General features: G+C 35.6%; 19 protein-coding genes. 12 read left to right on the top strand and 7 right to left on the bottom strand.

Going from position 1 to position 24,791, the window contains the following annotated elements; translation table 11 throughout:
- Positions 1-23: 23 nt before the first annotated feature.
- Positions 24-884, bottom strand: a complete 861-nt coding sequence (locus tag Q0893_RS10040) for a GyrI-like domain-containing protein (protein WP_298902130.1) — start codon at positions 882-884, stop codon at positions 24-26.
- Between the two features lie 156 nt (positions 885-1,040).
- Here Q0893_RS10040 and Q0893_RS10035 point away from each other — a divergent pair, with 156 nt between their 5' ends.
- From Q0893_RS10035 to Q0893_RS10025, 3 genes are all read left to right on the top strand, one after another.
- Entirely contained in the window at positions 1,041-1,388 is a 348-nt protein-coding gene (locus Q0893_RS10035) for a YciI family protein (RefSeq protein ID WP_299275021.1), read from the top strand.
- Positions 1,388-2,632 (top strand): sigma-70 family RNA polymerase sigma factor, encoded by a 1,245-nt coding sequence (locus tag Q0893_RS10030; protein WP_299275018.1) that lies wholly within the window; start codon positions 1,388-1,390, stop codon positions 2,630-2,632. The genes Q0893_RS10035 and Q0893_RS10030 overlap by 1 nt, the downstream gene beginning before the upstream one ends.
- A 333-nt stretch (positions 2,633-2,965) precedes the next feature.
- The gene (locus Q0893_RS10025) at positions 2,966-9,895 is read left to right on the top strand and encodes a hypothetical protein (protein WP_299275015.1); all 6,930 of its coding nucleotides are present in this window, start codon (positions 2,966-2,968) and stop codon (positions 9,893-9,895) included.
- Positions 9,896-9,971: 76 nt separating this feature from the next.
- Here Q0893_RS10025 and Q0893_RS10020 read toward each other — a convergent pair whose 3' ends face one another.
- The gene (locus tag Q0893_RS10020; RefSeq protein WP_299275012.1) at positions 9,972-10,604 is read right to left on the bottom strand and encodes an esterase; all 633 of its coding nucleotides are present in this window, start codon (positions 10,602-10,604) and stop codon (positions 9,972-9,974) included.
- Between the two features lie 39 nt (positions 10,605-10,643).
- Here Q0893_RS10020 and Q0893_RS10015 point away from each other — a divergent pair, with 39 nt between their 5' ends.
- Positions 10,644-11,072, top strand: coding sequence for a PaaI family thioesterase (locus Q0893_RS10015; protein ID WP_299275009.1), 429 nt, complete (start codon positions 10,644-10,646; stop codon positions 11,070-11,072).
- Positions 11,072-12,184 carry a chorismate-binding protein gene (locus Q0893_RS10010; RefSeq protein ID WP_298902121.1) on the top strand — a complete coding sequence of 371 codons (1,113 nt, stop codon included), beginning with the start codon at positions 11,072-11,074 and terminating at the stop codon, positions 12,182-12,184. The genes Q0893_RS10015 and Q0893_RS10010 overlap by 1 nt, the downstream gene beginning before the upstream one ends.
- Here the strand turns inward: Q0893_RS10010 and Q0893_RS10005 are convergent.
- The gene (locus tag Q0893_RS10005; protein ID WP_298902118.1) at positions 12,181-12,531 is read right to left on the bottom strand and encodes a ribose-5-phosphate isomerase; all 351 of its coding nucleotides are present in this window, start codon (positions 12,529-12,531) and stop codon (positions 12,181-12,183) included. The two genes, Q0893_RS10010 and Q0893_RS10005, sit on opposite strands and share 4 nt — an antisense overlap.
- Positions 12,532-12,598: 67 nt before the next feature.
- The gene (locus Q0893_RS10000; protein WP_299275004.1) at positions 12,599-15,829 is read right to left on the bottom strand and encodes a S41 family peptidase; all 3,231 of its coding nucleotides are present in this window, start codon (positions 15,827-15,829) and stop codon (positions 12,599-12,601) included.
- Positions 15,830-15,925: 96 nt separating this feature from the next.
- On the opposite strand from Q0893_RS10000, the gene menD reads away from it, so the two are divergent.
- From menD to Q0893_RS09985, 3 genes are all read left to right on the top strand, one after another.
- On the top strand, positions 15,926-17,686 hold the full coding sequence (gene menD / locus Q0893_RS09995) for a 2-succinyl-5-enolpyruvyl-6-hydroxy-3-cyclohexene-1-carboxylate synthase (RefSeq protein WP_299275002.1): 1,761 nt from the start codon (positions 15,926-15,928) through the stop codon (positions 17,684-17,686).
- A gap of 87 nt (positions 17,687-17,773) precedes the next feature.
- Complete coding sequence (locus Q0893_RS09990) at positions 17,774-18,112, top strand: DUF2853 family protein (protein WP_298902115.1); 339 nt, start codon at positions 17,774-17,776, stop codon at positions 18,110-18,112.
- A 93-nt stretch (positions 18,113-18,205) separates the two neighbouring features.
- Positions 18,206-19,042 (top strand): S1-like domain-containing RNA-binding protein, encoded by an 837-nt coding sequence (locus Q0893_RS09985; protein WP_299275000.1) that lies wholly within the window; start codon positions 18,206-18,208, stop codon positions 19,040-19,042.
- Here the strand turns inward: Q0893_RS09985 and Q0893_RS09980 are convergent.
- The gene (locus Q0893_RS09980) at positions 19,031-19,459 is read right to left on the bottom strand and encodes a hypothetical protein (protein ID WP_299274998.1); all 429 of its coding nucleotides are present in this window, start codon (positions 19,457-19,459) and stop codon (positions 19,031-19,033) included. The two genes, Q0893_RS09985 and Q0893_RS09980, sit on opposite strands and share 12 nt — an antisense overlap.
- 195 nt (positions 19,460-19,654) lie before the next feature.
- Here Q0893_RS09980 and Q0893_RS09975 point away from each other — a divergent pair, with 195 nt between their 5' ends.
- From Q0893_RS09975 to Q0893_RS09960, 4 genes are all read left to right on the top strand, one after another.
- A complete protein-coding gene (locus tag Q0893_RS09975; protein ID WP_298902111.1) occupies positions 19,655-20,494 on the top strand; it encodes a 1,4-dihydroxy-2-naphthoyl-CoA synthase in 840 nt (279 codons plus the stop codon).
- A 15-nt stretch (positions 20,495-20,509) separates the two neighbouring features.
- Positions 20,510-21,415 carry a 1,4-dihydroxy-2-naphthoate octaprenyltransferase gene (gene menA, locus Q0893_RS09970; protein ID WP_299274995.1) on the top strand — a complete coding sequence of 302 codons (906 nt, stop codon included), beginning with the start codon at positions 20,510-20,512 and terminating at the stop codon, positions 21,413-21,415.
- A 200-nt stretch (positions 21,416-21,615) separates the two neighbouring features.
- Positions 21,616-22,293 carry a metal-dependent hydrolase gene (locus Q0893_RS09965; RefSeq protein WP_298902108.1) on the top strand — a complete coding sequence of 226 codons (678 nt, stop codon included), beginning with the start codon at positions 21,616-21,618 and terminating at the stop codon, positions 22,291-22,293.
- 14 nt (positions 22,294-22,307) lie between these two features.
- The gene (locus Q0893_RS09960; protein WP_299274992.1) at positions 22,308-23,120 is read left to right on the top strand and encodes a class I SAM-dependent methyltransferase; all 813 of its coding nucleotides are present in this window, start codon (positions 22,308-22,310) and stop codon (positions 23,118-23,120) included.
- Position 23,121: 1 nt separating this feature from the next.
- On the opposite strand, the gene Q0893_RS09955 is transcribed toward Q0893_RS09960, so the two are convergent.
- Positions 23,122-23,913, bottom strand: a complete 792-nt coding sequence (locus tag Q0893_RS09955; protein WP_299274989.1) for an SDR family oxidoreductase — start codon at positions 23,911-23,913, stop codon at positions 23,122-23,124.
- Positions 23,903-24,715: a sterol desaturase family protein gene (locus Q0893_RS09950; protein WP_299274987.1), complete on the bottom strand. Its 813-nt coding sequence runs from the start codon at positions 24,713-24,715 to the stop codon at positions 23,903-23,905. Before Q0893_RS09950 ends, Q0893_RS09955 begins: the two co-directional genes overlap by 11 nt.
- Between the last annotated feature and the right edge of the window lie 76 nt (positions 24,716-24,791).

The following is a 24,791-nucleotide window of genomic DNA, read 5'->3' as shown; positions in this document are numbered from 1 at the left end:
ACTTAGGGCTCCTAAATAGTAAACTACTTTATAGGAATATAAAATTCGGTTTTTAATCTGTCTTCGGCTACACGATCAGGATGGCTAATATATCGTTCTCTAACTGGCTCATCACGTAGCTCGTAATCGGTTGTAATTAACCATTCTTCAAACATATAATTATAAACATCGGCAAAATATTTATAACTGCCTTGGTATAAAAAAACGGCAAACGTTCCACCTTTAAGCGTTTTAACTCCAACATCGCCTTCTGCCTTGGCATCTTTATGTATAATTAAACAGGCGTCATAACGTAGTTTGTCTGCAGGTGTAACATTAGGATCATCATAAGGTAAGCCATACATCTGTATGCCCTTTGTAAATAATTTTTGAGTTTTTACTTGTGCCCATAGTTTTGTCCATGCACTGGCATAATCAAGCGTTTGATAAGCACCTTGCATTCTATAATACAGGCAATTATTATCTTCTAAGTTTAAAATTTTTGGTTTTTTAATGTTTAATTCTCGTGTCATAATTGTTGTTTTTTTGATTGTATGAGTTTTGTTTGTTCTATATGAAGAAGGGGATACTCCAAAATAGGATTTAAATTTTTTTGATAAGGACGATGGTGATTCAAAACCAACCTTGTAAGCTATTTCTTCAATGGAAGATTTAGAAAAGCAAAGAAGTTTAGCTGCAGTCTCTATTCGCGTTCTAGAAATATATGTGCCAATTGGTTCCCCTAATAATGCTCTGCTAATACGATGAAAATGAAACGGAGAAAAATTAGAGATTTCTGCGAGTGTTTTAAGGTCAATTTTTTGATCTAAATTGGCATGTATGTATTCTATTATACAATTTAATCGTTCTTCGTAAAATGCTTTGCTGGTTTTTTTCGAGCTCATTGGTGTGATCTTAATAATTCAAAAGTAAAATGAAAATAGAAGAATCACTTTTCCAAACTTGCTCAATACTCAATATTGATTATTTTTATAAAAGTTGTCCTCTTTTAATAATTGAACACGTCTTACTAATATATAAACAATTTAATTTTTAAGATTATGAAAAATTTTATGATGATTTTTATTGGTGCAGATTATGCTGCATTAGGGCTTTCACCTGAAGAACTCCAAAGCCGAATGGGTAAATGGTTTGCTTGGGGAAATAAAATGGAACAAGCTGGAATTCTACGTGGAGGAGAAGCACTTACACCTCAAATTAGACGTATTTCTGGTGAGAATCGAACAGTGACAGATTTAGCTTCCGCAGAAGTTAAAGAAATTGTTGGAGGTTACTACACTGTTGAGGCGAAAGATTTTGATACCGTTCAAGATATCGCTCAAGACTTCCCAGATTATGATTTAGGCGGAACTGTTGAGATTCGTGAAATTATGGTATTTGATCGTTAATGGAACCTAAAAACATAGACCATCTATTTCGTCATCACAGTGGTAAGATGGTCTCTGTTTTGACTCGAGTTTTTGGTCTGAAACATCTTGAGATTATAGAAGATGCTGTTCAAGATACTTTTATTAAGGCCACTTTAAGTTGGCGTAAACAACAACCTGAAAACCCTGAGGCTTGGCTTACCAAGTCTGCTAAAAATAGAGTAATAGATATCTTTAGAAAACTCAATACAGAGCGCAACTTAATTCCTAAGCTTACGCAAGGGACTCAAACAATTGCCATTAATGAATTATTTTTAGATACTGAAATTGAAGATGCGCAGTTGCGAATGATTTTTACAGCATGTCATCCAAAATTGGATGCTCGTGATCGGATTTCCTTTGCTCTAAAAACAGTGTCTGGATTTAGCACGAAAGAAATAGCATCTGCATTATTGACTAAGGAAGATACTATTAAAAAACGTCTTTCTAGAGCCCGAAAAGCAATTCAAAAAGCAGATTTGAAGTTTAATATCCCGAAAGGAGAGATGCTTCATGAGCGTTTAGAAAGTGTTTTGGAAGTTTTATATTTAATATTCAATGAAGGATTCCATTCTAATACAAAAGAACAACTCATTCGAACCGATTTATGTGGTGAAGCCATGCGCTTATGCCAATTACTGTTAAAACGTGAATCTATGCGTTTGCCAAAAGTCTATGCACTCTTTGCAATTATGTGTTTCCATTCATCTAGATTAGATGCAAAACTTAATTCAAATAATGAACTTTTAGACCTAAAACATCAAGATCGAAGTTTGTGGCATTTTCCATTAATAGATCTTGGTAACGCTATGATGAACAAAGCTGTTGAAACCAATACCTTTTCAAGTTATCATTATGAAGCCGCAATCGCTGCAGAACATCTTAGAGCAAAAACTTTCGAAGACACCAATTGGGTGAAAATTTTACGATGGTATGAGGCATTATATAATTTACAGCCAATGCCATCCCATGTACTTACTATGGCTGTTATTTGTGTTCAGAATAATGAGAGTAGTAAGGCTAGTTATTACTTTGACTTGATACATCCCGAAGATTTAGAACAACGTGCCTATTTGTATTATGCAGCTAAGGCCGATTATTATGCCAAAATTTTAAATGAAACAGAAGCTATTAAACACCTTGATATGGCTATTAAACTTGTAACTAATACTTTAGAGGCAGACTACTTGAGGAAAAAGAAATCGGCAATTCTCAAAATTAAATAGTATTAATTTTATGTCCTTTTTACATCCATTTTTGAAACTATATACGCGGTAACAGTATATAAAGTTGTATACGAAAAGAAAAGGAGATCTTTAAGTTCTGTTTTAGAATTCAAATACCATTCCACACCAAAACATTGTATTTCAACGATTTAATTATAAGTATAAAAAGAATACTTTTATATTTAATAGAAATTCCCCTAGACTAGTTTTGTTGAGAAAACTAGATTATTATAATAGCATTTTATCTGAGGTTGATTAATAGCTTATATCAGCCCATTTTCTACACATGTAGTATCTATAATGTTGTGGTTTAACACGTAAACCAATTACATTATGACATTCTTTGCTATTAATTCACTTCGCTATTCTGAAATTAAAAGAATAGGATTTCTCGTAGCTTTTATATTTGGATTTCATCCTATATTTGCTCAAACTGACACACCATGTGAGGGAGCGCAGCGTTGGACTCAAGGATCAACTTGGCTTCCAGATGGCTCTATAGATGATGCACCTAATGCAGCATTTCCTAATGGTATTATAAGATGTGGGAGCTCCGCTGAAACACAATCTCAGGTGATGCCATATAACAATTCAGTATATAATTCATCCCAATTTGAAATCGATATTTCTGGTATTCCATGTGTTGATCCCAGTACTCAAACAACTGTATTTCCTGCTAACCCAACTAATGGAGAACCTATCATTTGGTTAAATTTTGATGTGAGAGCATTTGCTGGTAGTTTCGAGATTCAAATAAATGATAATTCAGGTGATGAAATAGCATGGGTCCTGTATTCGTCTAACGCCCATCAAGCAGGAACAACGTTAGCTGCCAATAATCAAGAATTAAGTGGTGACTGTGGTGACCTTAAAAGAATCGCTTGCGGTGTAGAAAGTTCCAGTACATGGAATACAATACCTATTGAAGGCGAAGATTTTCTTGAACCAGCTAACTTATATTTAGCGATTTGGGATCAAGGTGCCGATGGAGATTTAGCCGTTAATAATTTTAAAGCGAGATTTGGTTGTGGAGACAGTGATCAAGTGATTTGCTCTTTAGGTGTAGAGGACCCAATAGTATCTTGTGCTGAAAACGGAACATATTCTGTTTCTGTTCCTGTTAATGGTGCTAATGGCCAATATACGGCAACAGATCCAAATGCAATTTCTGTTTCAAACGATATTTGTTTAGGGAATCTTGGCGGAGGCGCAATTTCTGGATCTTTTACCTTAACTTATAATCAAGGGACAGATTTTAATATAGATATTTCCCCTGTAATTCCATCTACAAATGGATGTGTTGATCCATTAAATCCAACACAATGTACAGCTAATGTCTCAGGATTGAGCCCTCCTCCTGGTACCGAAGATATTATTGACAATGCTATTGTTTGTTCAGGTGATTCATATGTTTGGCCTGTTGATGGAATCAGTTATACTTTGGGAGATTCTCCTGTTGTATTGGAGCTCACAGATGCTAATGATTGCCCGTATACTGCAACTTTGACTATCACAGAATACGATGTCACACCAGACGATTCAGCTTCAGGAGAGGTTTGTGTTGGTGAGACATTCGAATATGAAGGCAATGATTATGCTGTAGGTTCGCATGATATTCCAAAAACAGATGCCAATGGCTGTCCATATACAACTGTATTAACTGTAACAGCCTATGATGTGACTCCAGACGATGCAGCTTCAGGAGAGGTTTGTGTTGGTGAGACATTCGAATATGAAGGCAATGATTATGCTGTAGGCTCACATGATATTCCACGAACAGATGCCAATGGTTGTCCATACAAAACCATATTAACAGTTACAGCCTATGATGTGACACCAGACGATGCAGCTTCAGGAGAGGTTTGTGTTGGTGAGACCTTCGAATATGAAGGCAATGATTATGCTGTAGGTTCACATGATATTCCAAAAACAGATGCCAATGGCTGTCCATACAAAACTGTATTAACTGTAACAGCCTATGATGTGACTCCAGACGATGCAGCTTCAGGAGAGGTTTGTGTTGGTGAGACCTTCGAATATGAAGGCAATGATTATGCTGTAGGCTCATATGATATCCCACGAACCGATGCTAATGGTTGTCCATACAAAACGGTATTAACAGTTACAGCCTATGATGTCACACCAGATGATGCAGCTTCAGGAGAAGTTTGTGTTGGTGAGACCTTCGAGTATGAAGGCAATGATTATGCTGTAGGTTCGCATGATATTCCACGAACCGATGCTAATGGTTGTCCATACAAAACCGTATTAACAGTTACAGCTTATGACGTCACACCAGATGATACCGCTTCAGGAGAAGTTTGCGAAGGAAATAAGTATACCTATGAAGGATTAGAATATGAAGTAGGTGTTTACGATATTCCAAAAACAGATGCCAATGGCTGTCCATATACAACAGTACTGACCGTAACAACCTTTGATACTACACCAGATGTAGTAGATAATGTAACCATATGCGAAGGAGATTCCTATCTGTGGTCAGTTGATGGCGGTACTTATAGTATTTCAGATTCACCTGTAGAGTTGGATTTGATAGATGCTAACGGCTGTCCTTATTCGGCGACTTTAACTATAACAGAGGATGATGCGCCAGATGCAGGTGAAAATGGAGCGTTAACGGTTTGTGAAGATGTAACTCCAACAAATGAGGAGTTGTTTGAAGCGTTAGAAGGAAATCCGGATGCTGGAGGTGTTTGGAGCGGTCCTGTTAATGGCATGTATACATACACATTTGCTGCTTCAGGTTCATGTCCAGAGGTTTCAGCAACAGTAACTGTAGACACCTATGATGTCACACCAGATGATGCAGCTTCAGGAGAAGTTTGTGTTGGCGAGACATTCGAATATGAAGGCAATGATTATGCAGTAGGCTCATATGATATCCCACGAACCGATGCTAATGGTTGTCCATACAAAACGGTATTAACAGTTACAGCCTATGATGTCACACCAGATGATGCAGCTTCAGGAGAAGTTTGTGTTGGTGAGACCTTCGAGTATGAAGGCAATGATTATGCTGTAGGTTCGCATGATATTCCACGAACCGATGCTAATGGTTGTCCATACAAAACCGTATTAACAGTTACAGCTTATGACGTCACACCAGATGATACAGCTTCAGGAGAAGTTTGCGAAGGAAATAAGTATACCTATGAAGGATTAGAATATGAAGTAGGTGTTTACGATATTCCAAAAACAGATGCCAATGGCTGTCCATATACAACAGTACTGACCGTAACAACCTTTGATACTACACCAGATGTAGTAGATAATGTAACCATATGCGAAGGAGATTCGTATTTGTGGTCGGTTGATGGTGCTACTTATAGTATTTCAGACTCACCTGTAGAGTTGGATTTGATAGATGCTAACGGCTGTCCTTATTCGGCGACTTTAACTATAACAGAGGATGATGCGCCAGATGCAGGTGAAAATGGAGCGTTAACGGTTTGTGAAGATGTAACTCCAACAAATGAGGAGTTGTTTGAAGCGTTAGAAGGAAATCCGGATGCTGGAGGTGTTTGGAGCGGTCCTGTCAATGGCATGTATACATACACATTTGCTGCTTCAGGTTCATGTCCAGAGGTTTCAGCAACAGTAACTGTAGACACCTATGATGTTACACCAGACGATGCAGCTTCAGGAGAAGTTTGTGTTGGCGAGACATTCGAATATGAAGGTAATGATTATGCTGTAGGTTCACATGATATTCCACGAACAGATGCCAATGGTTGTCCATACAAAACCGTATTAACTGTAACAGCCTATGATGTCACGCCAGATGATGCAGCTTCAGGAGAAGTTTGTGTTGGTGAGACCTTCGAATATGAAGGCAATGATTATGCTGTAGGTTCACATGATATTCCAAAAACAGATGTCAATGGCTGCCCTTATACAACAGTACTGACCGTAACCGCTTATGATGTTACACCAGATGATACCGCTTCAGGAGAAGTTTGTGAAGGAAATACCTTTAACTATGAAGGCATTGAATATGGTGTAGGCTCACATGATATTCCAAAAACAGATGCCAATGGTTGTCCATATACAACAGTACTGACCGTAACAACCTTTGATACTACACCAGATGTTGTAAATAATGTAACCATATGTGAAGGAGATTCGTATTTGTGGTCGGTTGATGGTGCTACTTATAGTATTTCAGACTCACCTGTAGAGTTGGATTTGATAGATGCTAACGGCTGTCCTTATTCGGCGACTTTAACTATAACAGAGGATGATGCGCCAGATGCAGGTGAAAATGGAGCGTTAACGGTTTGTGAAGATGTAACTCCAACAAATGAGGAGTTGTTTGAAGCGTTAGAAGGAAATCCGGATGCTGGAGGTGTTTGGAGCGGTCCTGTTAATGGCATGTATACATACACATTTGCTGCTTCAGGTTCATGTCCAGAGGTTTCAGCAACAGTAACTGTAGACACCTATGATGTTACACCAGACGATGCAGCTTCAGGAGAAGTTTGTGAAGGAAATACCTTTAACTATGAAGGTAATGATTATGCTGTGGGCTCACATGATATTCCTAGAACAGATGCCAACGGCTGTCCATATAAAACGGTATTAACTGTAACAACTTATGATGTTACACCAGATGATGCAGCCTCAGGAGAGGTTTGTGTTGGCGAGACATTCGAGTATGAAGGCAATGATTATGCAGTAGGTTCACATGATATTCCGAGAACAGATGCCAACGGCTGTCCATACAAAACGGTATTAACTGTAACAGCATATGATGTAACACCCGATGATACCGCTTCAGGAGAAGTTTGTGAAGGAAATACCTTTAACTATGAAGGCATTGAATATGGTGTAGGAAGTTATGATGTTCCTAAGACCGATAGTAATGGTTGTCCGTACATTACGGTATTAACTATATCGGCTTATGATGTTACAGAAAACATAGAGGATGAAGTTACTATTTGTAAGGAAGACTCTTATACTTGGTCTGTTAATGGTGAGACATATACAGCAGCCGATTCACCAGTAGAGTTAGATTTAGTAGATGCTAATGGTTGTCCTTATTCGGCTACACTTATCATTAATGAAGACACAGCTCCAGACCCTGGTGAAGATGGTGTACTTACAGTTTGCGAAAATGTAACACCAACCAATGAGGAGTTGTTTGAAGCGTTAGAAGGAAACCCGGATACTGGAGGTATATGGAGCGGACCAGTTAATGGAGTTTACAAATATATGTTTGAAGCTTCTGGCTCATGTCCTGAAGTCTACGCAACCGTGACGGTATACGAATATGATGCGACTGAAAATATTGATGAGGTAGTTACCGTATGTTTTGAAGATTCATATTTGTGGGATGTCGATCAGAATAGCTACACGGCGACCGACTCGCCAGTAGAGTTAGAGCTAATTGATGCCAATGGTTGCCCTTATACTGCAACGTTGACTATTTTAGAACATCCTAGAACTGAGAACATAGAAGATGAAGCAAGTATTTGTGGTGATGAAACTTATTTATGGGAAGTAGATGGTAATACATATTCGGCATCCGATTCTCCAGTAGAACTCAATCTGTTTGACGACAATGGTTGTCCGTACACGGCTACTTTAATAATTAATCAAAGTACCGAAGCTAATGCTGGTGAGAATGGAATACTTACTGTTTGTGAAGGTGTGATACCAACATTTGAAGAACTATTTGAAGCCTTAGGCGGAAACCCAGACCCAGGTGGTATTTGGACTGGACCTTTAAATGGAGAGTATACATATACATTTGTGGGGTCAGAATCATGCCCTGGATCTTCAGCAATTGTGAAGGTTTACGAATATCCTAAGAAGAAAAATATTAAGGATGAAGTGACCGTTTGTTATGGTTATGGCTATAGATGGGACGTTGATGGTAATCTGTATTTTGCGGAAGACTCTCCTGTGATTTTAGAATTAGCGAACGAAAATGGATGTTCTTATACGGCTACATTGATAATAGACGAATATCCTGAACCAGAACGCGTACTTCATGAAGTAACAGTTTGTCTTGGAGGATCTTATACATGGCCATTAACAGGTGAAACCTATACAGCTGCGGACTCTCCAATTAAAACTAAGGTTTATGATGAAAATGGTTGTTTATATAAAGCAAGATTAGAAATTACAGAAAATGAAACTGTTATAGGATCGCATCCATATGTTGGTCCAATTTGTTTAGAAGATGGACCTGTGATTTTGTCTGGCGGCCAACCTGCAGGTGGTATTTACTCTGGTATAGGAGTTATAGATAATGAAGATGGGACCTACAGTATAGATCCAAGTGCTCTTGGTACAGGGGTTCATGATATTGAATATGTATTTGCGCTCGGTTCTAAATGCCAAGACAGTGTCAAATTTGAGGTTGAAATTGTAGAGTGCTGTGTTGATGAAACTGCTTATGCTTTTGCACCAAATTCTGGAGCAAATGAATGGTGTTTCATAGAATCTACATCGCTTGTAGATAATAGTAATTGGGGATGGACTAATGGTGGTCTAGATCTTGAGTCTCAAAATGAATTAGGGGATTATAATACTTATACATTTGATTTATATGCTGGATCTGGTAACGATTGTGACCCTAACGACGAAAATTCGCCAGGTGTTCTTGTTGGATATGTTACTGTTGAGCGTTCAGGTGATGAAATTTATGTGACTTACACATTAGATGAAGGTGATGAGAATGTATTTTACAGACTAGACCTTGTTCATGTATATGCGGGTTGTGGACCTTATCCATGTATTGGTTCCCAAACAGGACGACTGTGCGCACCAACAACAGCACCTGGTCAGTATCCTTATTCTGGTGTTTCAAATGATGGAAATTCGGCCACTATTGTTTTCTCTATAGATGATATTCAGATTACTGAATGTCTGGCAAACTTCTATCTAATTGCACATGCCGAAGTTCAAGTTTGTGAAATTCCTAAAGGAGATAAGAAAAAGGATGAACAACGGAGTGTACAAACAGATACGTCTGTAGACTTTAAAGCATATCCAGTGCCTTATACAAAAGAAATTAATATCGCTTATGTTTATGAGTTTGATACAGATGTTTCTATTCAGGTTATGGACGTGCGTGGAATGTTATTAAAGGATATTTCTGTAAAAGATTATATCAAAGGTTATGATGGTATTAGTAAAATAGATTTATCCAATATTAATGATCAGATTCTATTTGTTAAGGTAACAACGAGCAAAGGTACGATGGTAAAGAAAATTATTTCTTCAAATAAGAAATAATACTATAATTGATTTAATAGCAATAATTAATTATTAATTGAGAAAAGTGGCCATTATTAATGGCTGCTTTTTGATTTTAAACCATATTGCATAGAATCGTCGTATTTACTTCATGAATACCTTCAAACGGAATTATATCTAAATTATTAAATAAATTTTGGGCTTTAGATTGCTCTCTTTGCATACGTTCATCATTGAGGTACTCATCGTTAATACCATAGATAAGACTTGTTTTACCAGAGAAAAATTTAAAATCATGAGCTGTTAATTCTTCAGGAATGCCTCCCGAATGCAATATCAAATGAGAACATTGAAGTTGTCTTTTTGCTAAGTATCTCATGGCAACACTAACACCTTGAGAATAGCCCATAACAATTAAATTGATTCTATCTGGTAACTGTTCTTGTTCAAAAATTGAATCAAAATAAGTCATTACATTTTTGGTTTCTAAACTGGTGTTTTCTCGCGTTAACCAACTAGCTCCAACGTGCTTAAATTTTGATGTAATGTAATATTTACTTTGGGCTTGTGGTGCTATAATATAGTTGTCTTTGGTGTCTAAGCCCTTAAAATATTTGAGAAAATAACGGCTTAAATAACCCATGCCATGACATACAAACCATACATTTTTGGTAGAAGAACTTAATGTGTTTAACGTGGAGTAACTATTAGTAATGGCATAAGAAATTTCCTTTTCTGTAGATTTCATTTTGTATTTTTGTTTGCGACTTTAAAAATACAGTATTATATGCAATTATCTAAAGAAGATATTCTGGTAAAGGCCAATGCATCTTGCAAAAACACCTTAATGGAAACACTCAGTATTGAGATTGTTGACTATGGCGATGATTTTTTAATAGCAAGAATGCCAGTAACTCCAAAAGTTCATCAACCGGATGGTGTACTTCATGGTGGTGCAACGGCAGCCTTAGCTGAAAGCGTAGGTAGTTTTGCATCACATATTTTTTTAGATACCGAAAACTTGTTTGTAAGAGGTCTGGAGATAACTGCTAATCATCTTAAAAGTGTTTCAGAAGGTTATGTCTACGCTAAGGCCGTCTTTGTTCATAAGGGAAGAACAACCCAGCTTTTAGATATAAAAATTACAGATGATAATAATAATTTGGTGTCTATTTGTAAGCTGTCTACTATTTCCCTTCCTAAAAGAAATAAATAATGCGTCAAGAAGATTTCTTTTTTCAGATAGAATCTCATTTTAAAAATAAATTACCTTTTGTAGCTTATAAAAAACCTAACGAGAGTATAGTTAAAGGGTGGTTTCAAAATAATGATAACGTACATTATACGTCCAATTTTGATGAAAGCGGATTTGTATTTTCACCTTTTGACTCCAAAAAGCCCACAGTTATTTTTCCAACGGAATCATCAAAAATAATTACTTCTGAAATGGGGTTAACATTAAACGTTGATCATGGCGAAAGCCAACATGATACGGCTACACACTTTAAGGAACATGTCGAATTAGTGCAAAAAGGGGTGGATATTATTCATAAAAGCGAACTAGAAAAAGTGGTCTTATCCAGAGCTGAGGTTGTGCCTATTTCAGATAAAAACCCGCTACAAATATTTAGGAAGTTACTTCATCAGTATTCAGCCGCATTTGTATACATTTGGTATCATCCAAAGGTTGGGTTATGGTTAGGCGCAACACCAGAAACATTATTAAATATTGATGGTTTACGTTTTAAAACCATGTCCTTGGCTGGTACACAATATTATGTAGATACCTTAGATGTTACATGGGATTCTAAGAATATAGATGAACAACGTATCGTTACAGAATTTATAGTTAATGAACTCGAACCCTTTGTAGATCAATTGAACGTATCAAATCCAAAGACAGTCAAAGCAGGAACATTGTTGCATCTGCAATCTCAAATTTCGGGTATACTAAAACCCAATCATCTGAAAAACATTGTTTTATCTTTGCATCCAACACCAGCTGTTTGTGGTTTGCCAAAAGTTGAAGCGAAATATTTTATTCAGAATAACGAAAACTACGACCGCGAATTCTATACAGGGTTTTTAGGAGAACTCAATTTAAAAACCTCGCGAATAAGAAATACCAACAAGCGAAATGTAGAAAACAATGCATATGCTACGATAAAAACAGAAAGTCAGCTTTTTGTTAATCTACGATGTATGCAAATAAAAAACGAACGTGCTTTAATTTACGTTGGAGGAGGTATAACCAAAGATTCTATCCCTCTTGATGAATGGGAAGAAACCGTTAAAAAATCAAAGACAATGATGTCGGTTTTAAATTAATTATACCACACAGCATATTTCTGTCGCCTTAATTCTAAAGCCAAGGTTTCTTCCATTTTTATAGCCTCTGCTCTTGTTGTCATTGGGGCAATATGATTGTATAAACTAGGTCTTAAATAATTGCCGTATTTCTCAACAATATTAGAAGAAAGTTTATGTCCCTTTTTGTTTCTATAGCCTGTTTTGTGTTGTAGAAATCGTTCTTTTGGAGTTTTACTCGTCATACCTACATACAAACATTGTAGTACACCATTAAACTGAGGGTTTGCATTACGAAACCTAGTATTTTCTGTAAACACTCGTTTTGATAATTCGATAACGTAGACGCGATATAGAGTTTTGGGCATTACTATTTTTTATATCTATAACATGAAATTTTCATTTCAATGTATGTTGCTAATCGGTGTTTGATGTTCAGTCAATAGACTTTAATAATTCGATCACTGCTGCTTCAATTTGTTCGTCTTTTCCACCAGTGATATTGTCAAATCCATTTTTAACTAGAATATCTGGCATGAGTTCTTTATTTTCTAAGACGTCACCTTCAATATCTAATACTTGCATATTTGGTATGCCGAATACAATACCATTCTGTATGCGTTCCCACCAAACAAAACTGCAAGTGCCAGGAACGGGCATGCCAACGAGTTTTCCAATTTTTAAGTCTTTATAACCAGCTGGTGTACAATGAGCATCAGAGTAGTTAGACTCTCCCATCAGCATAATACTTGGTTTTGTCCAGCGGCGTTGAGATTCCATACCAATAATTTTACCACCATTTTGAAACTCCATATACTTTTCTCCACTTAAAAACGTAGTAATATCGTCAACCAAGTCTCCACCACCATTAAAACGCGTATCTACTACGAGTGCCTTTTTATTTACTTCATCTCCCATTACGTTTTCCAAAAACTCTCTAAAGCTGCGATCGCTCATACTTCTAATATGCATATAACCAATTTGATTATTTGAGAGTTTATGAACGAGTTCTCTGTTTTTCTTAATCCATCGCTGATATCGCAATTCATTTTCGGCACCTATAGAAATTGGTTTTACACGTTCTTTCCATTTATCTTTTGTTGTAGGGTTATAGTAGGAAATAGTAATCGCTTCTCCTGCTTTGCGGTTTAATAACTTATAATAATTCATGTTATTCGTAATGACCTCTCCATTAATAGCCTGTATAATGACACCAGTTTTTACTTTTTTATCACTATTGACTAACGGACTTCCTTCTATAATTTCCGAAATTTTAAGTCCTTCACCTTTATGATTCTCATCAATAAAAATTCCTAAAGAAGCCGTTTGATCTCCCTTTATATTAGGAGATCTAAAGCGAGCGCCTGTATGAGATGCATTTAATTCTCCCAGTAATTCTCCTAGAATATCTTTAAAATCATAATCATTATTAATATGTGGGACAAACTTTTTGTAATTTTCTGAAAGCGCATCCCAAGGGGCTCCATGTAAATTTGGATCTAAGAATTTTTTCTTTACTTGACGAGACACATGATCCATAAGGTAAAGGCGTTCGGCCGATAGGTTAAATGACATTTCATCATTAATTCCTACTCCTTTACGTTTTCCTGATCCAACATCGACTTTTGCAATTTTACCTCGACTTAATATAAACACCTCCTTAGCCTCTTTTCCAAAAACCATTGAGCCTCCGCGACCAAATTTCCCTAAGGATTTTATTTCTCTTGTTCGAAGATCTAACTTCCACAAATCGGCCTGATTATCAACACGTCCAAGGTATAGTAATGATTTAGAATCTTTTGTTATTAAGGCGTCAGACAAGTTTGTAGAAAACAATGATAATTTCGCTTTTCGTTTATTTAAATTATCAAATTCAATGACAATAGGTTTTAATTTTGGCTTTTTGTCTTTATTAGCCTCAGTTTCATCTTTATCACTTTTATCATTTTCTTTTTTATCCTCTGTTTTTTTGTCATCAATCAAGAACGAAAATTCATCTTTATTTAGCCTAAATTTATCATAAGCTTCTTGTGTTAAGAACACACCATAGACATCCAATTGTGAGGGACCGGTTTTAGCAACACTGTGCATACCGTTTCGGTCTGAAGCCCAATATAAAATCGTTCCATCTAAAGACCATTTTGGAGAAAAATCGCTAAAACCACTTTTAGAAATATTAATAAGTTTACCTGTTCCATCGGCTTTTATAATACCAATTTCACCAAACCAATACTGATCAGGATAGAATGTAATGGCCAGCCATTTCCCATCAGGACTCCATTCGTATTGCTGATCGCCATCAGAATAAGAGAAATGTTTCTCGCCGTTATGTATAACAGTGACTTTTTTCGATTTTAAATTTATGGTTCTCAATTTTGTGCGTTCTTCCAAATATGCAATGTCTTCTCCAGTAGGAGAGAACTTAGGTTGAAAACTTTCGGATGCATTGGCAAGTAAAACATCTTCGTCTAATTCTAAAGCATTTAAAAAATACTTATCGTTATCTGAGGCGATCGTTTGTGTGTAAAGATTCCAACTGTTATTACGTTCTCCCGCATACACAATAGTTCTGCCATCTGGACTAATATCAATACTGCGTTCTTGTTCAGGTGTATTGGTAAGTCGCCTTGTTAAACTTCCGTCAATAGAAGTTACAAACACATCTCCTCTATAAATAAAGATCAACTCTTTACCATTAGGAGATGGCACCATATCTGTCACATTTCCGTTAACAAAAAGAAGCTCATTATCCATTAAAGACTGATCGCCACTTACATCTACAGAAACTTTCTTGGGAGATTCTCCCGGCCTTTGTGTATATATAGTTCCATTAAAACTATAGGCCAAAACGTCATTTTTAGACACCGATAGATGCCTTACGGGATGCATTTTAAATTCTGAAATTTGAGTCGATTGATTTGGATTAGAGAAATTTGACTTATAAACATTGAAGGTTCCATCTTTTTCTGATAAAAAATAATAAGAATCCCCAGTACCAAAAACAGGATTTCTATTTTCGCCTTTAAAGTTTGATAGTTTTGTGTATTGCCCAGATTTACTTTTTATCCATATATCTCTTGTAACAGACGATGTATGATGCTTTCTCCATTGATCTTCATAACCTTTTATTTCCTCAAAAATCATATCACCTTGACTATTGTTTTGAGCCTCATATGCAGGAAAACTAGTAAGTTGCTTCGGTTTGGTAGCATTAAGATTAACGCTATATAATTCACCTAACCTATGAAATAATAGTGAGTTTTGACCATCTAAACGAATGCTATTAAACCATACAGCATCATCCTTTTGAGAGAAATCGGTTGGCATATCATCGGCAGAGTGAAAGGTGAGGCGTTTAACATTTGTACCAGACGAAGACATTACAAATACGTCGAAATTACCATGACGATTAGAGGCAAATGCAATTTGTTTTCCGTCATGAGACCAAACAGGCTTTGTGTCATAGGCACTGTTTGTTGTTAATCGTGTAGCCTTTCCTCCGTTGGTTGGAACAACATAAATATCGGCATTGTATGTAAATGCAATTTGATTTCCGTTAGGAGAAATAGACGTATTACGTAACCATAAATTATCATTTTGCTGTGCAAAACTTATATTAAGCGTAGAAAATGTGACAAGAAGAAAAATGAGGGAATTAATTTTCATGTTTTTTGATTTGATTATAAAGAAGTGAAAGTTAGTAAATTAATTGTTTTAAATCTTATTTTTTTTGACACCTAATTTAAATAACTTTGTGGTTAAATGAAGTACCCTAAAATTCCGCTTGCACAAACTGTGGTACAGTTGTGTAAACTTAAAAATATAAAGCATATAGTAATATCTCCTGGAAGTAGAAATGCACCCTTAACTATTGGTTTTACTAGTGATAATTTCTTTAATTGCTACAGTATTGTAGACGAACGTTGCGCAGCGTTTTTTGCACTTGGTATGGCACAACAAATTGGAGAACCCGTTGTTGTAGTTTGTACATCTGGTAGTGCTCTACTAAATTATTATCCCGCAGTTTCAGAAGCGTTTTACAGCGATATTCCTTTGGTGGTAGTGTCTGCAGATAGACCTAAACACCTGGTTGGTATCGGAGATGGCCAAACTATAAATCAAAAAAACATATACGAAAATCACATTTTATACTCGGCAAATCTTAAACTCGATTTGAAAGATAATAATGAGACGTTAGAAAAAGAAGAACTTCCAATCATTAAGAGTATCGAAAATAAGATTGAACACTTTTTAGGTTTGCAACAAGATATTCAATCTTATAATGAAGAAGAACTAAATAAAGCGTTCAATTTAGCACAATTTAAAAAGGGGCCAGTACATATTAATGTACCTTTAGATGAACCTCTTTATGAAACAGTTGAAAAGTTAACGGTGAGTCCTAGGTCGAATGCTATTCATTTACATTATCCTGAAATTGATCAAAAGGAAATTCAAGACTGTATTAATCAATGGCATTTGGCAACTAAAAAGATGATATTGGTTGGTGTATTGCCTCCCAATGAAATTGAACAAGAATGGTTAAACCAATTGGCAGATGATCAGAGTGTTATTGTTTTTACTGAAACAACATCCAATTTACACCATCCTAATTTTTTTCCGAGTATAGATAAAATAATAGCGCCATTAGCAGCTACTGAATTTAAAGACCTTCAGCCCGAAATATTAGTTACTCTTGGAGGTTTGGTGGTTTCAAAAAAGATAAAGGCGTTTTTAAGAACATATAAGCCCAAACACCATTGGCACATTAATGAGAAAAAAGCAAACAATACATTTTTTTGCTTAAATAAGCATATTGTAGCCAAACCAAATAGTTTCTTTTCTGCAGTCTTGCCAAAAATCACAAACGGTTCAAAAAGTACTTATTTCAATACTTGGTCTAGAATAAAACAACATAGAAGCCTTAAGCATTTAGAATATGAAGAACAGATTCCGTTTAGTGATTTTAAGGTCTTTAGTATTGTACTGAAAGCATTACCCAATACTACCGTTTTGCAGTTAAGCAATAGTTCTACTGTGAGATATGCGCAATTATTTGATTTAAATCAATCCCTTACTGTATTTTGTAATAGAGGTACTAGTGGTATTGATGGCAGTACTTCTACCGCTATAGGTTGTGCTGTTGTTCATGAAAAGCAAACAACCTGTATAACAGGAGATTTGAGTTTTTTCTACGATAGTAATGCCTTATGGAATGATTACATTCCTGAAAACTTCAGAATTATTTTAATTAATAATCAAGGAGGCGGTATTTTTAGAATCCTGCCAGGACATAAAAACACCGAAAACTTTGATCATTTCTTTGAAACGAAACACAGTTTATCTGCTCAGCAATTATGTGATATGTATGGCTTTGAGTACAGAAATGCGCGAACAGAAATTCAACTAAAAGAAAATTTGAAGTCCTTTTTTGAAACATCAAATACACCACGTCTTTTGGAAGTTTTTACACCAAGAACCATTAACGATTCCGTTTTACTAGATTATTTTAAATATGTAAGATAAATGTGACTTAGTCACTTTTTATGTGTCTAATAAATGGCTATATTTATAGACCATTAATTTATTAACCCTATAAAAAATACAACTAAGATGAGTAAAAGAGACGAATTAATTACAAAGTATGCTGCAGACTTAAAAGACAAATGTGGAGTCAATGCAGATATGGATTTACTTACAAAAGTAACTATTGGTTGCGGACCATCAATTTACAATGCTGATGCTGCAACAGTTTCTGGATCTGATGAATCAGAATTAGCAACTGTAAAAAACAATTTCTTAATCAAAAAATTAGGATTAAAAGATGGTGATGATTTAGATAAAGGAATTGCTTCAGTAATGGATACTTACGGAAAATCTAACAGAAATAAATATAGAGCGGTTGTATATTATTTATTAACAAAACACTTCAAAAAAGAATCAGCTTACTAGTCTGATATTTTTTAAAAATAATAAGCGCTGTAATTCACTTAGAATTATGGCGCTTTTTTTAGTTCTCAATACTAATATCTGTATCTTTGGCGCATGATAAAAATTGGAGATTATAATACACTTGAGATTTTACGTGAGACAGATCAAGGTCTATATTTAGCCGACAAAGAAGGAAACGAAGTTTTGTTACCAAATCGTTATGTTCCTGAGTCATTTAAGATATGGGAAGAGATTGAGGTTTTCGTATACCTTGACAATGAAGAACGACCTGTGGCAGTTACAGACGAACCTTATATTGTTCGTGATGATTTTGCCTTACTACGTTGTAATCAAGTTACATCTCATGGAGCCTTTTTAGATTGGGGAATGGTGAAAGAACTCTTTTGCCCTTTCAAAGAACAGGCCTTCAAAATGAAAGCAGGTGGATGGTATTTAGTGTATTGTTATCTAGATGAAGAAACAGATAGACTCGTTGCCTCAAGTAAAACTAACCGTTTTTTAGATAATAAGGAGCTTAGCGTCCAACAGTTTGACGAGGTCGATTTAATCGTGTCTCATCCTTCAGAGTTAGGGATGAACGTTATTGTGAATAACCAACACTTGGGTTTAATATTTTCAGAAGATATTTTTAAAGATATTAGTGTGGGAGACCGTTTAAAAGGTTATGTTAAAAAAGTGCGTCACGATAATAAATTGGACATTGTTTTAGGGAAAATTGGTTATCGTAAGATAGAACCAAATGCAGATATTGTAATGCAATATTTGGAAGATAGTTCTGATGGTTTTTTAGCTCTAAATGACAAATCTAATCCTGAAGATATTAAGCGCGAATTGCAAATGAGTAAAAAAACGTTCAAAAAAGCAATTGGCACGCTCTATAAACAGCGTTTAATTACTATTGAGTCTGATGGTATACGCTTAGTTGATTGATATAGCAATTTGTTCAATAACTTTTTTATGTACAGCATGTAGACCTTCATATAAGTTGTCAAAACTAATATTTTGTGAAGCACAAAAATTGCTTTCTATTTCTGCATTCATTCGTCCAGCGTAATTGTGACTAACAACACCATATGCAACCAAATTTGGAAATATAGATTTGACCTCTAAGGTTTCCAGCAAAGAAATAGAATAAGAGTTTACCCTATTCGCAATAAGACCAAAAGGCTTAGAATTTCCGAAGTAATGTATAAGATCATGAATGGTTTTTCGCGCTGTATTTAAATCTACATGTACGCCTTCATTAAATTCAACAACAGCTATGTCGTTAAAAAAATGAAGTGTTCCAGCATCCGACTGCTCTTGCTTTACAATCTGTGAAGCAAGATTAGAATCTAAAATTGTCATATCCCTTAATATTTGTGTTCTAACTAATTTTTAATGCGTTTTATATAAACGCCTATATTTAGACACCATTTTTTTAAAATCGTCACATTAAAAAAGATGTCAATGATGTGATACATTTTAGGAACAAGTTTTGGATGCTTTTAGCTTGTTATATTATATATAAAAGCAGTATTTTTGTTACAAATATATTTGACTATGGAGACAGCCAAATGGGTTACTGCTAAAACCTATGAAGATATTACTTACCAGAAATGTAATGGCGTTGCTAGAATAGCTTTTAATCGCCCAAATATTAGGAATGCCTTTCGTCCTAAAACAACAAGTGAACTTTACGATGCGTTTTATGATGCCAATGAAGATGTTAATATTGGAGTGGTGTTATTATCTGCTGAAGGACCATCCACTAAAGACGGGATTTGGAGTTTTTGTTCTGGAGGTGACCAAAAGGCGCGTGGGCATCAAGGCTATGTTGGAGAAGACGGTTATCATCGTTTAAATATTTTGGAAGTACAGCGTTTAATTCGTTTTATGCCCAAAGCTGTTATTGCCGTTGTACCAGGATGGGCAGTAGGAGGAGGACATAGTTTACACGTTGTTTGCGATTTAACGTTAGCAAGTAAGGAACATGCAATTTTTAAGCAAACAGATGCCGATGTTACTAGTTTTGATGGAGGATATGGTTCAGCGTATTTGGCCAAAATGGTCGGACAAAAGAAAGCACGTGAAATATTCTTTTTAGGAAGAAACTACTCGGCTCAAGAGGCTTACGAGATGGGAATGGTTAATGCCGTAATTCCTCATGATGAGTTAGAAAATACGGCCTATGAATGGGCTCAAGAAATATTAGCAAAATCGCCAACGTCTATTAAAATGCTGAAATTTGCAATGAATTTAACAGATGATGGTATGGTTGGTCAACAGGTATTTGCTGGTGAAGCCACACGTTTGGCTTATATGACAGATGAGGCCAAAGAAGGAAGGGATGCGTTTTTAGAAAAACGAAAACCTAACTTTGATAAAAAATGGATACCATAAACCTAAAACACCAATATGCTAGAAAAAATAAAGCCTTGGTTATCTGCTTTTAGGTTACGAACACTGCCATTGTCGGTATCAGGAATTATCATTGGATCATGTTTTGCGCATTACAATGGTTATTTTAATGGTATGATTATGACGTTCGCAATTCTATTGACCATAAGTCTACAAATACTCTCAAATTTGGCAAATGACTATGGAGATGGCATTAGAGGTACAGATAATGATGATAGAATAGGACCAGAGCGTGCGATTCAAAGTGGTGCCATTTCTCCTGAGGAAATGTTTGATGCCATCAAAATGAATATCCTTGTAGTTATTGTATTAACAGTAGGTTTAATATTTGTGTCTTTTGGAAGCAAATATTTTCTATATGCGTTGTTGTTTTTCGTGTTATCTGGTTTATCCGTCTTTGCTGCAATTAATTACACTGTTGGGAGTTCTCCATATGGTTACAGAGGGTTAGGTGATTTGTTCGTTTTTGTATTCTTCGGAATACTTAGCGTTGTTGGAAGTTATTTCTTATATACAAAGCACATAGACCATCATGTTGTTTTACCTGCTATTGCTTTGGGTTTATTAAGTATGGGAGTTTTGAACCTTAATAATATGAGAGACATTGATACAGATAAGGCTGCAGGAAAAGAAACCTTAGCTGTTAAACTAGGGAAAATGAATGCAAAGAGATATCACATTGTACTAATTGTTTTAGCAATGCTAATTTCGTTTGTATTCTCTATATTATACTATTCACGTATTTATAACTTTTTGTTTTTTATTGCTTACATTCCGTTATCTATTCACCTTATTAAAGTATACAAAGCCGACAATCCCAAGGCATTTGACCCTCAATTAAAGGTGTTAGCATTGACAACATTCTTGTTTTCTCTTCTTTTAGGGATAGGGTATATTTTATAATATTTTTAACATAAATATTTGGTTTTCAAATAATTAATGATTATATTTATTGTTGAAATTTTGTAGGTCGGCATTTATTTGCTATTATGTTGGCAATAAAATTTGGGGCTTTAAAACTCAGACAATTTCTTCAAATCTGTCTGAGTTTTTTCGTATTTTAGATTCTGTTTTTATAGTCAACCATTTTAAATCAACCGATAATGCAAATTACATTTTATGGTCACGCGAGTTTAGGACTTAAAATCGCCAACATTAATATCCTTGTTGATCCATTTATTTCAGGAAATCCTAAAGCCTCTCATATAAATATTGAAACCCTAGAAGCCGATTATATTTTAATCACACATGCCCATCAAGATCATATTTTGGATGTAGAAGCCATTGCAAAGCGAACAGGAGCTGTAGTCGTTTCTAATTTTGAAATCGCCACATATTTTGATAAGCTGGGATTAGAGAGCCATCCAATGAATCATGGAGGTCAATGGGACTTTGAGTTTGGTAACGTTAAATATGTTAATGCTATTCATACGTCTTCATTTCCTGATGGCAGTTATGGTGGTCAACCTGGAGGCTTTGTCATTCAGGGCGAACATAAAACGATCTATATTGCAGGAGATACAGCATTAACCATGGATATGAAGTTAATTCCTATGTTTACAACATTGGATTTAGCTATTTTACCTATTGGAGATAACTTTACCATGGGAATTGATGAAGCCCTTATTGCAAGTGATTTTGTAGACTGCGATAAGGTGTTAGGATATCATTTTGATACTTTTGGCTATATAGAAATAGATCATGAAGCTGCCAAACGAAAATTTTTCGATAAGAATAAGGATCTAATGTTATTGGATATTGGAGAACGTATAGATTTATAGTAACACATTAAATTTTGAAAGAGCAAGACGCATATATATTAGGAACAGATCAGGAAGAGCTCCATCGATTAGGCTTACAGCATCAGGTATGGGCTTCCGAGGCTCATAAAGGATGGGAATTAGCTGGGTTTACGGCAGGACAAACCATTTTAGATTTAGGCTGCGGACCTGGATTTTGCACTAAAGAATTGGCTTTTGTTGTTGGAAACTCTGGAAAAGTTATTGGTATTGATCGCTCGGAACATTTTGTTAATTTTCTAAAACAAATCAATAATCAATACGGATTGAAGATTGACGCGATTCAAGCAGATTTTAATGATATGGTTTTAGAACCAAATAGCCTAGATGGTATGTATTGTCGCTGGGCAATGGCGTGGATACCCAATGTAAAAGAAGTTTTAAGCAAAGTTAAAATCGCTCTTAAACCTGGTGGTAAAATGGTCTTACATGAATACTATGACTGGCAAACTCATAGTGTTGTACCGCGTAAAGAGGGTATTGAAAAGGCCATTGCTGGTTGTTTGCAAAGTTTTAAGGAACAGGAGGGCGAAATTGATGTTGGTAAAGAACTGCCAAGAATTTTTGAGGATATAGGCATGAAGGTTACCAGCAAGCGACTTATGGCTAAATTAGCCACACCCGATAATCTTAATTGGCATTGGCCAAAATCGTTTTACTATAGTTATTTTCCAAGATTAGCAGAAGCCGGATACTTAACTCAAACAGATGTGGCGCAAGCCTTAAAGGATTTTGAAGCCCTAGAAAAGAACAAAAATGCCACCTTGTTTTGTCCAATCTTAATTGAAGTTATTGCCGAAAAACTATAAATTATTTCACTTTACTGCGTAGCACTAATTTGTGAATGAGACGAGGAGACAAGCACTTTACATAGACACCAAATTTTTCGAATTTACCAATATAGGCTTCGTATTTTTCTTTACGGATGGCTTTAATCATTTTTTGCACAAAAACGTCAACGTCTAAACCATTTTCGGTCATGTCATCTTGATAGCCTTGTTTACTACCATCTCCTGTTAGTGCATTTCGAGCTACATTAGTATTTACAAAACCAGGACAAATCATGGTTACTTTAACATTATCTTTGTCGTGTTCTAAACGTAGGGCATCAAAAAAACCATGCAAGGCATGTTTAGCGCCACAATAGGCCGAACGATATGCAGAACTAAATTTTCCCATAAGACTCGATACAACAACATAATGACCAGATTGCTGCTCAACAAAGTAGGGTAGTAACGCTTTTGATAAGGCCACAGTCCCTAGGTAGTCAATTTCCATGAGTTTTCGATCGACGTCTATTGAAGTTTCTAGTATTGCCGAACGCTGACTAATTCCTCCATTATTTACCAATATATCCACTTTTCCAAATGTAGAAATAGCTTTATGCGCCATAGACGTCATCGCTTCGTTATTCGCAAGGTCTAAAGGAAGAATAGATACATCATTAGGCTGTTTACATAATGCTTTTACTTTTTCTAATTCTTCAGTTCTTCTAGCCGAAAGAATAAGTTTACAATCATATTTAGATAAGGCAATTGCCAAACTTTTTCCTATTCCACTAGACGCTCCAGTAATCCATATTGTTTTATTGTTAAGTTTCATTTTTGGAATTTTTAGTTAGCCATTCTCTTCTTAAATCTTCAGATATTTGGCCACTGCCATCATGTTTCCATCCTGGTGGTTTAATAAGGTATAGGAGTCGATTTTTTAGTGATTTTCGCCCAGAAAATGTGTCTTTGAACATGTATATCCATTCTATAAAAGCTATTTTTATAGGGTTATATGTATTTATGTTTTTGACTAGGCCATAAACAACTTTTTCATGATCTAATTCGGGTTGAAAAGTTCCAAAGATTTTATCCCAGATAATCAAAATACCTGCGTGGTTTCTGTCTAAATAGATTGGGTTACTACCATGATGTACACGATGATGTGATGGTGTGTTAAAAACAGCTTCAAACCAACGTGGCATTTTTTGTATAGTTTCGGTATGAATCCAAAACTGATACAATAAACTAATGGACATTTGTAATAATATCATACCTGGATGAAATCCCAATAAAGGTAACCACAGCCAAAATACAAAAGAGTAAAATCCGCCAGACCATGTTTGTCGCAATGCTGTGCTCAAATTGTAATGTTGAGACGAATGGTGAACTACGTGCGATGCCCAAAATAAACGGCATTCATGTGAGATACGATGAAACCAATAATAGGCAAGATCATCTGCAAAAAAAATGAGAATAAAACTCCACCATACAATTGGAATTGTAAATAGTCTAAAATGCTCATAAACGAAGAAAAAAGCTAAGAGCACAATGGCTTTACTAAAAAAACCGAGAAAAACATTTCCTAATCCCATAGCTATTGAAGAAAAGGCGTCTTTTGTTTCGTAGGTTTTCATATCTTGCTTTATCGTGACATAAAGCTCTAATAGCATAGACACTATAAAAAAGGGAATAGCAAATAAAATGATATTG

The sequence above is a fragment of the uncultured Psychroserpens sp. genome, from assembly GCF_947494225.1.
Classification (GTDB): Bacteria; Bacteroidota; Bacteroidia; order Flavobacteriales; family Flavobacteriaceae; genus Psychroserpens.
This window is presented reverse-complemented; position numbering and strand designations above follow the sequence as displayed.

Excerpts from the sequence above, each read along its gene's own strand:
- Q0893_RS10040 (WP_298902130.1), bottom strand. The coding sequence starts at position 884 with ATGAGCTCGAAAAAAACCAGCAAAGCATTTTACGAAGAACGATTAAAT.
- Q0893_RS10035 (WP_299275021.1), top strand. The coding sequence starts at position 1,041 with ATGAAAAATTTTATGATGATTTTTATTGGTGCAGATTATGCTGCATTA.
- Q0893_RS10030 (WP_299275018.1), top strand. The coding sequence starts at position 1,388 with ATGGAACCTAAAAACATAGACCATCTATTTCGTCATCACAGTGGTAAG.
- Q0893_RS10025 (WP_299275015.1), top strand. The coding sequence starts at position 2,966 with ATGACATTCTTTGCTATTAATTCACTTCGCTATTCTGAAATTAAAAGA.
- Q0893_RS10020 (WP_299275012.1), bottom strand. The coding sequence starts at position 10,604 with ATGAAATCTACAGAAAAGGAAATTTCTTATGCCATTACTAATAGTTAC.
- Q0893_RS10015 (WP_299275009.1), top strand. The coding sequence starts at position 10,644 with ATGCAATTATCTAAAGAAGATATTCTGGTAAAGGCCAATGCATCTTGC.
- Q0893_RS10010 (WP_298902121.1), top strand. The coding sequence starts at position 11,072 with ATGCGTCAAGAAGATTTCTTTTTTCAGATAGAATCTCATTTTAAAAAT.
- Q0893_RS10005 (WP_298902118.1), bottom strand. The coding sequence starts at position 12,531 with ATGCCCAAAACTCTATATCGCGTCTACGTTATCGAATTATCAAAACGA.
- Q0893_RS10000 (WP_299275004.1), bottom strand. The coding sequence starts at position 15,829 with ATGAAAATTAATTCCCTCATTTTTCTTCTTGTCACATTTTCTACGCTT.
- menD (WP_299275002.1), top strand. The coding sequence starts at position 15,926 with ATGAAGTACCCTAAAATTCCGCTTGCACAAACTGTGGTACAGTTGTGT.
- Q0893_RS09990 (WP_298902115.1), top strand. The coding sequence starts at position 17,774 with ATGAGTAAAAGAGACGAATTAATTACAAAGTATGCTGCAGACTTAAAA.
- Q0893_RS09985 (WP_299275000.1), top strand. The coding sequence starts at position 18,206 with ATGATAAAAATTGGAGATTATAATACACTTGAGATTTTACGTGAGACA.
- Q0893_RS09980 (WP_299274998.1), bottom strand. The coding sequence starts at position 19,459 with ATGACAATTTTAGATTCTAATCTTGCTTCACAGATTGTAAAGCAAGAG.
- Q0893_RS09975 (WP_298902111.1), top strand. The coding sequence starts at position 19,655 with ATGGAGACAGCCAAATGGGTTACTGCTAAAACCTATGAAGATATTACT.
- menA (WP_299274995.1), top strand. The coding sequence starts at position 20,510 with ATGCTAGAAAAAATAAAGCCTTGGTTATCTGCTTTTAGGTTACGAACA.
- Q0893_RS09965 (WP_298902108.1), top strand. The coding sequence starts at position 21,616 with ATGCAAATTACATTTTATGGTCACGCGAGTTTAGGACTTAAAATCGCC.
- Q0893_RS09955 (WP_299274989.1), bottom strand. The coding sequence starts at position 23,913 with ATGAAACTTAACAATAAAACAATATGGATTACTGGAGCGTCTAGTGGA.
- Q0893_RS09950 (WP_299274987.1), bottom strand. The coding sequence starts at position 24,715 with ATGAAAACCTACGAAACAAAAGACGCCTTTTCTTCAATAGCTATGGGA.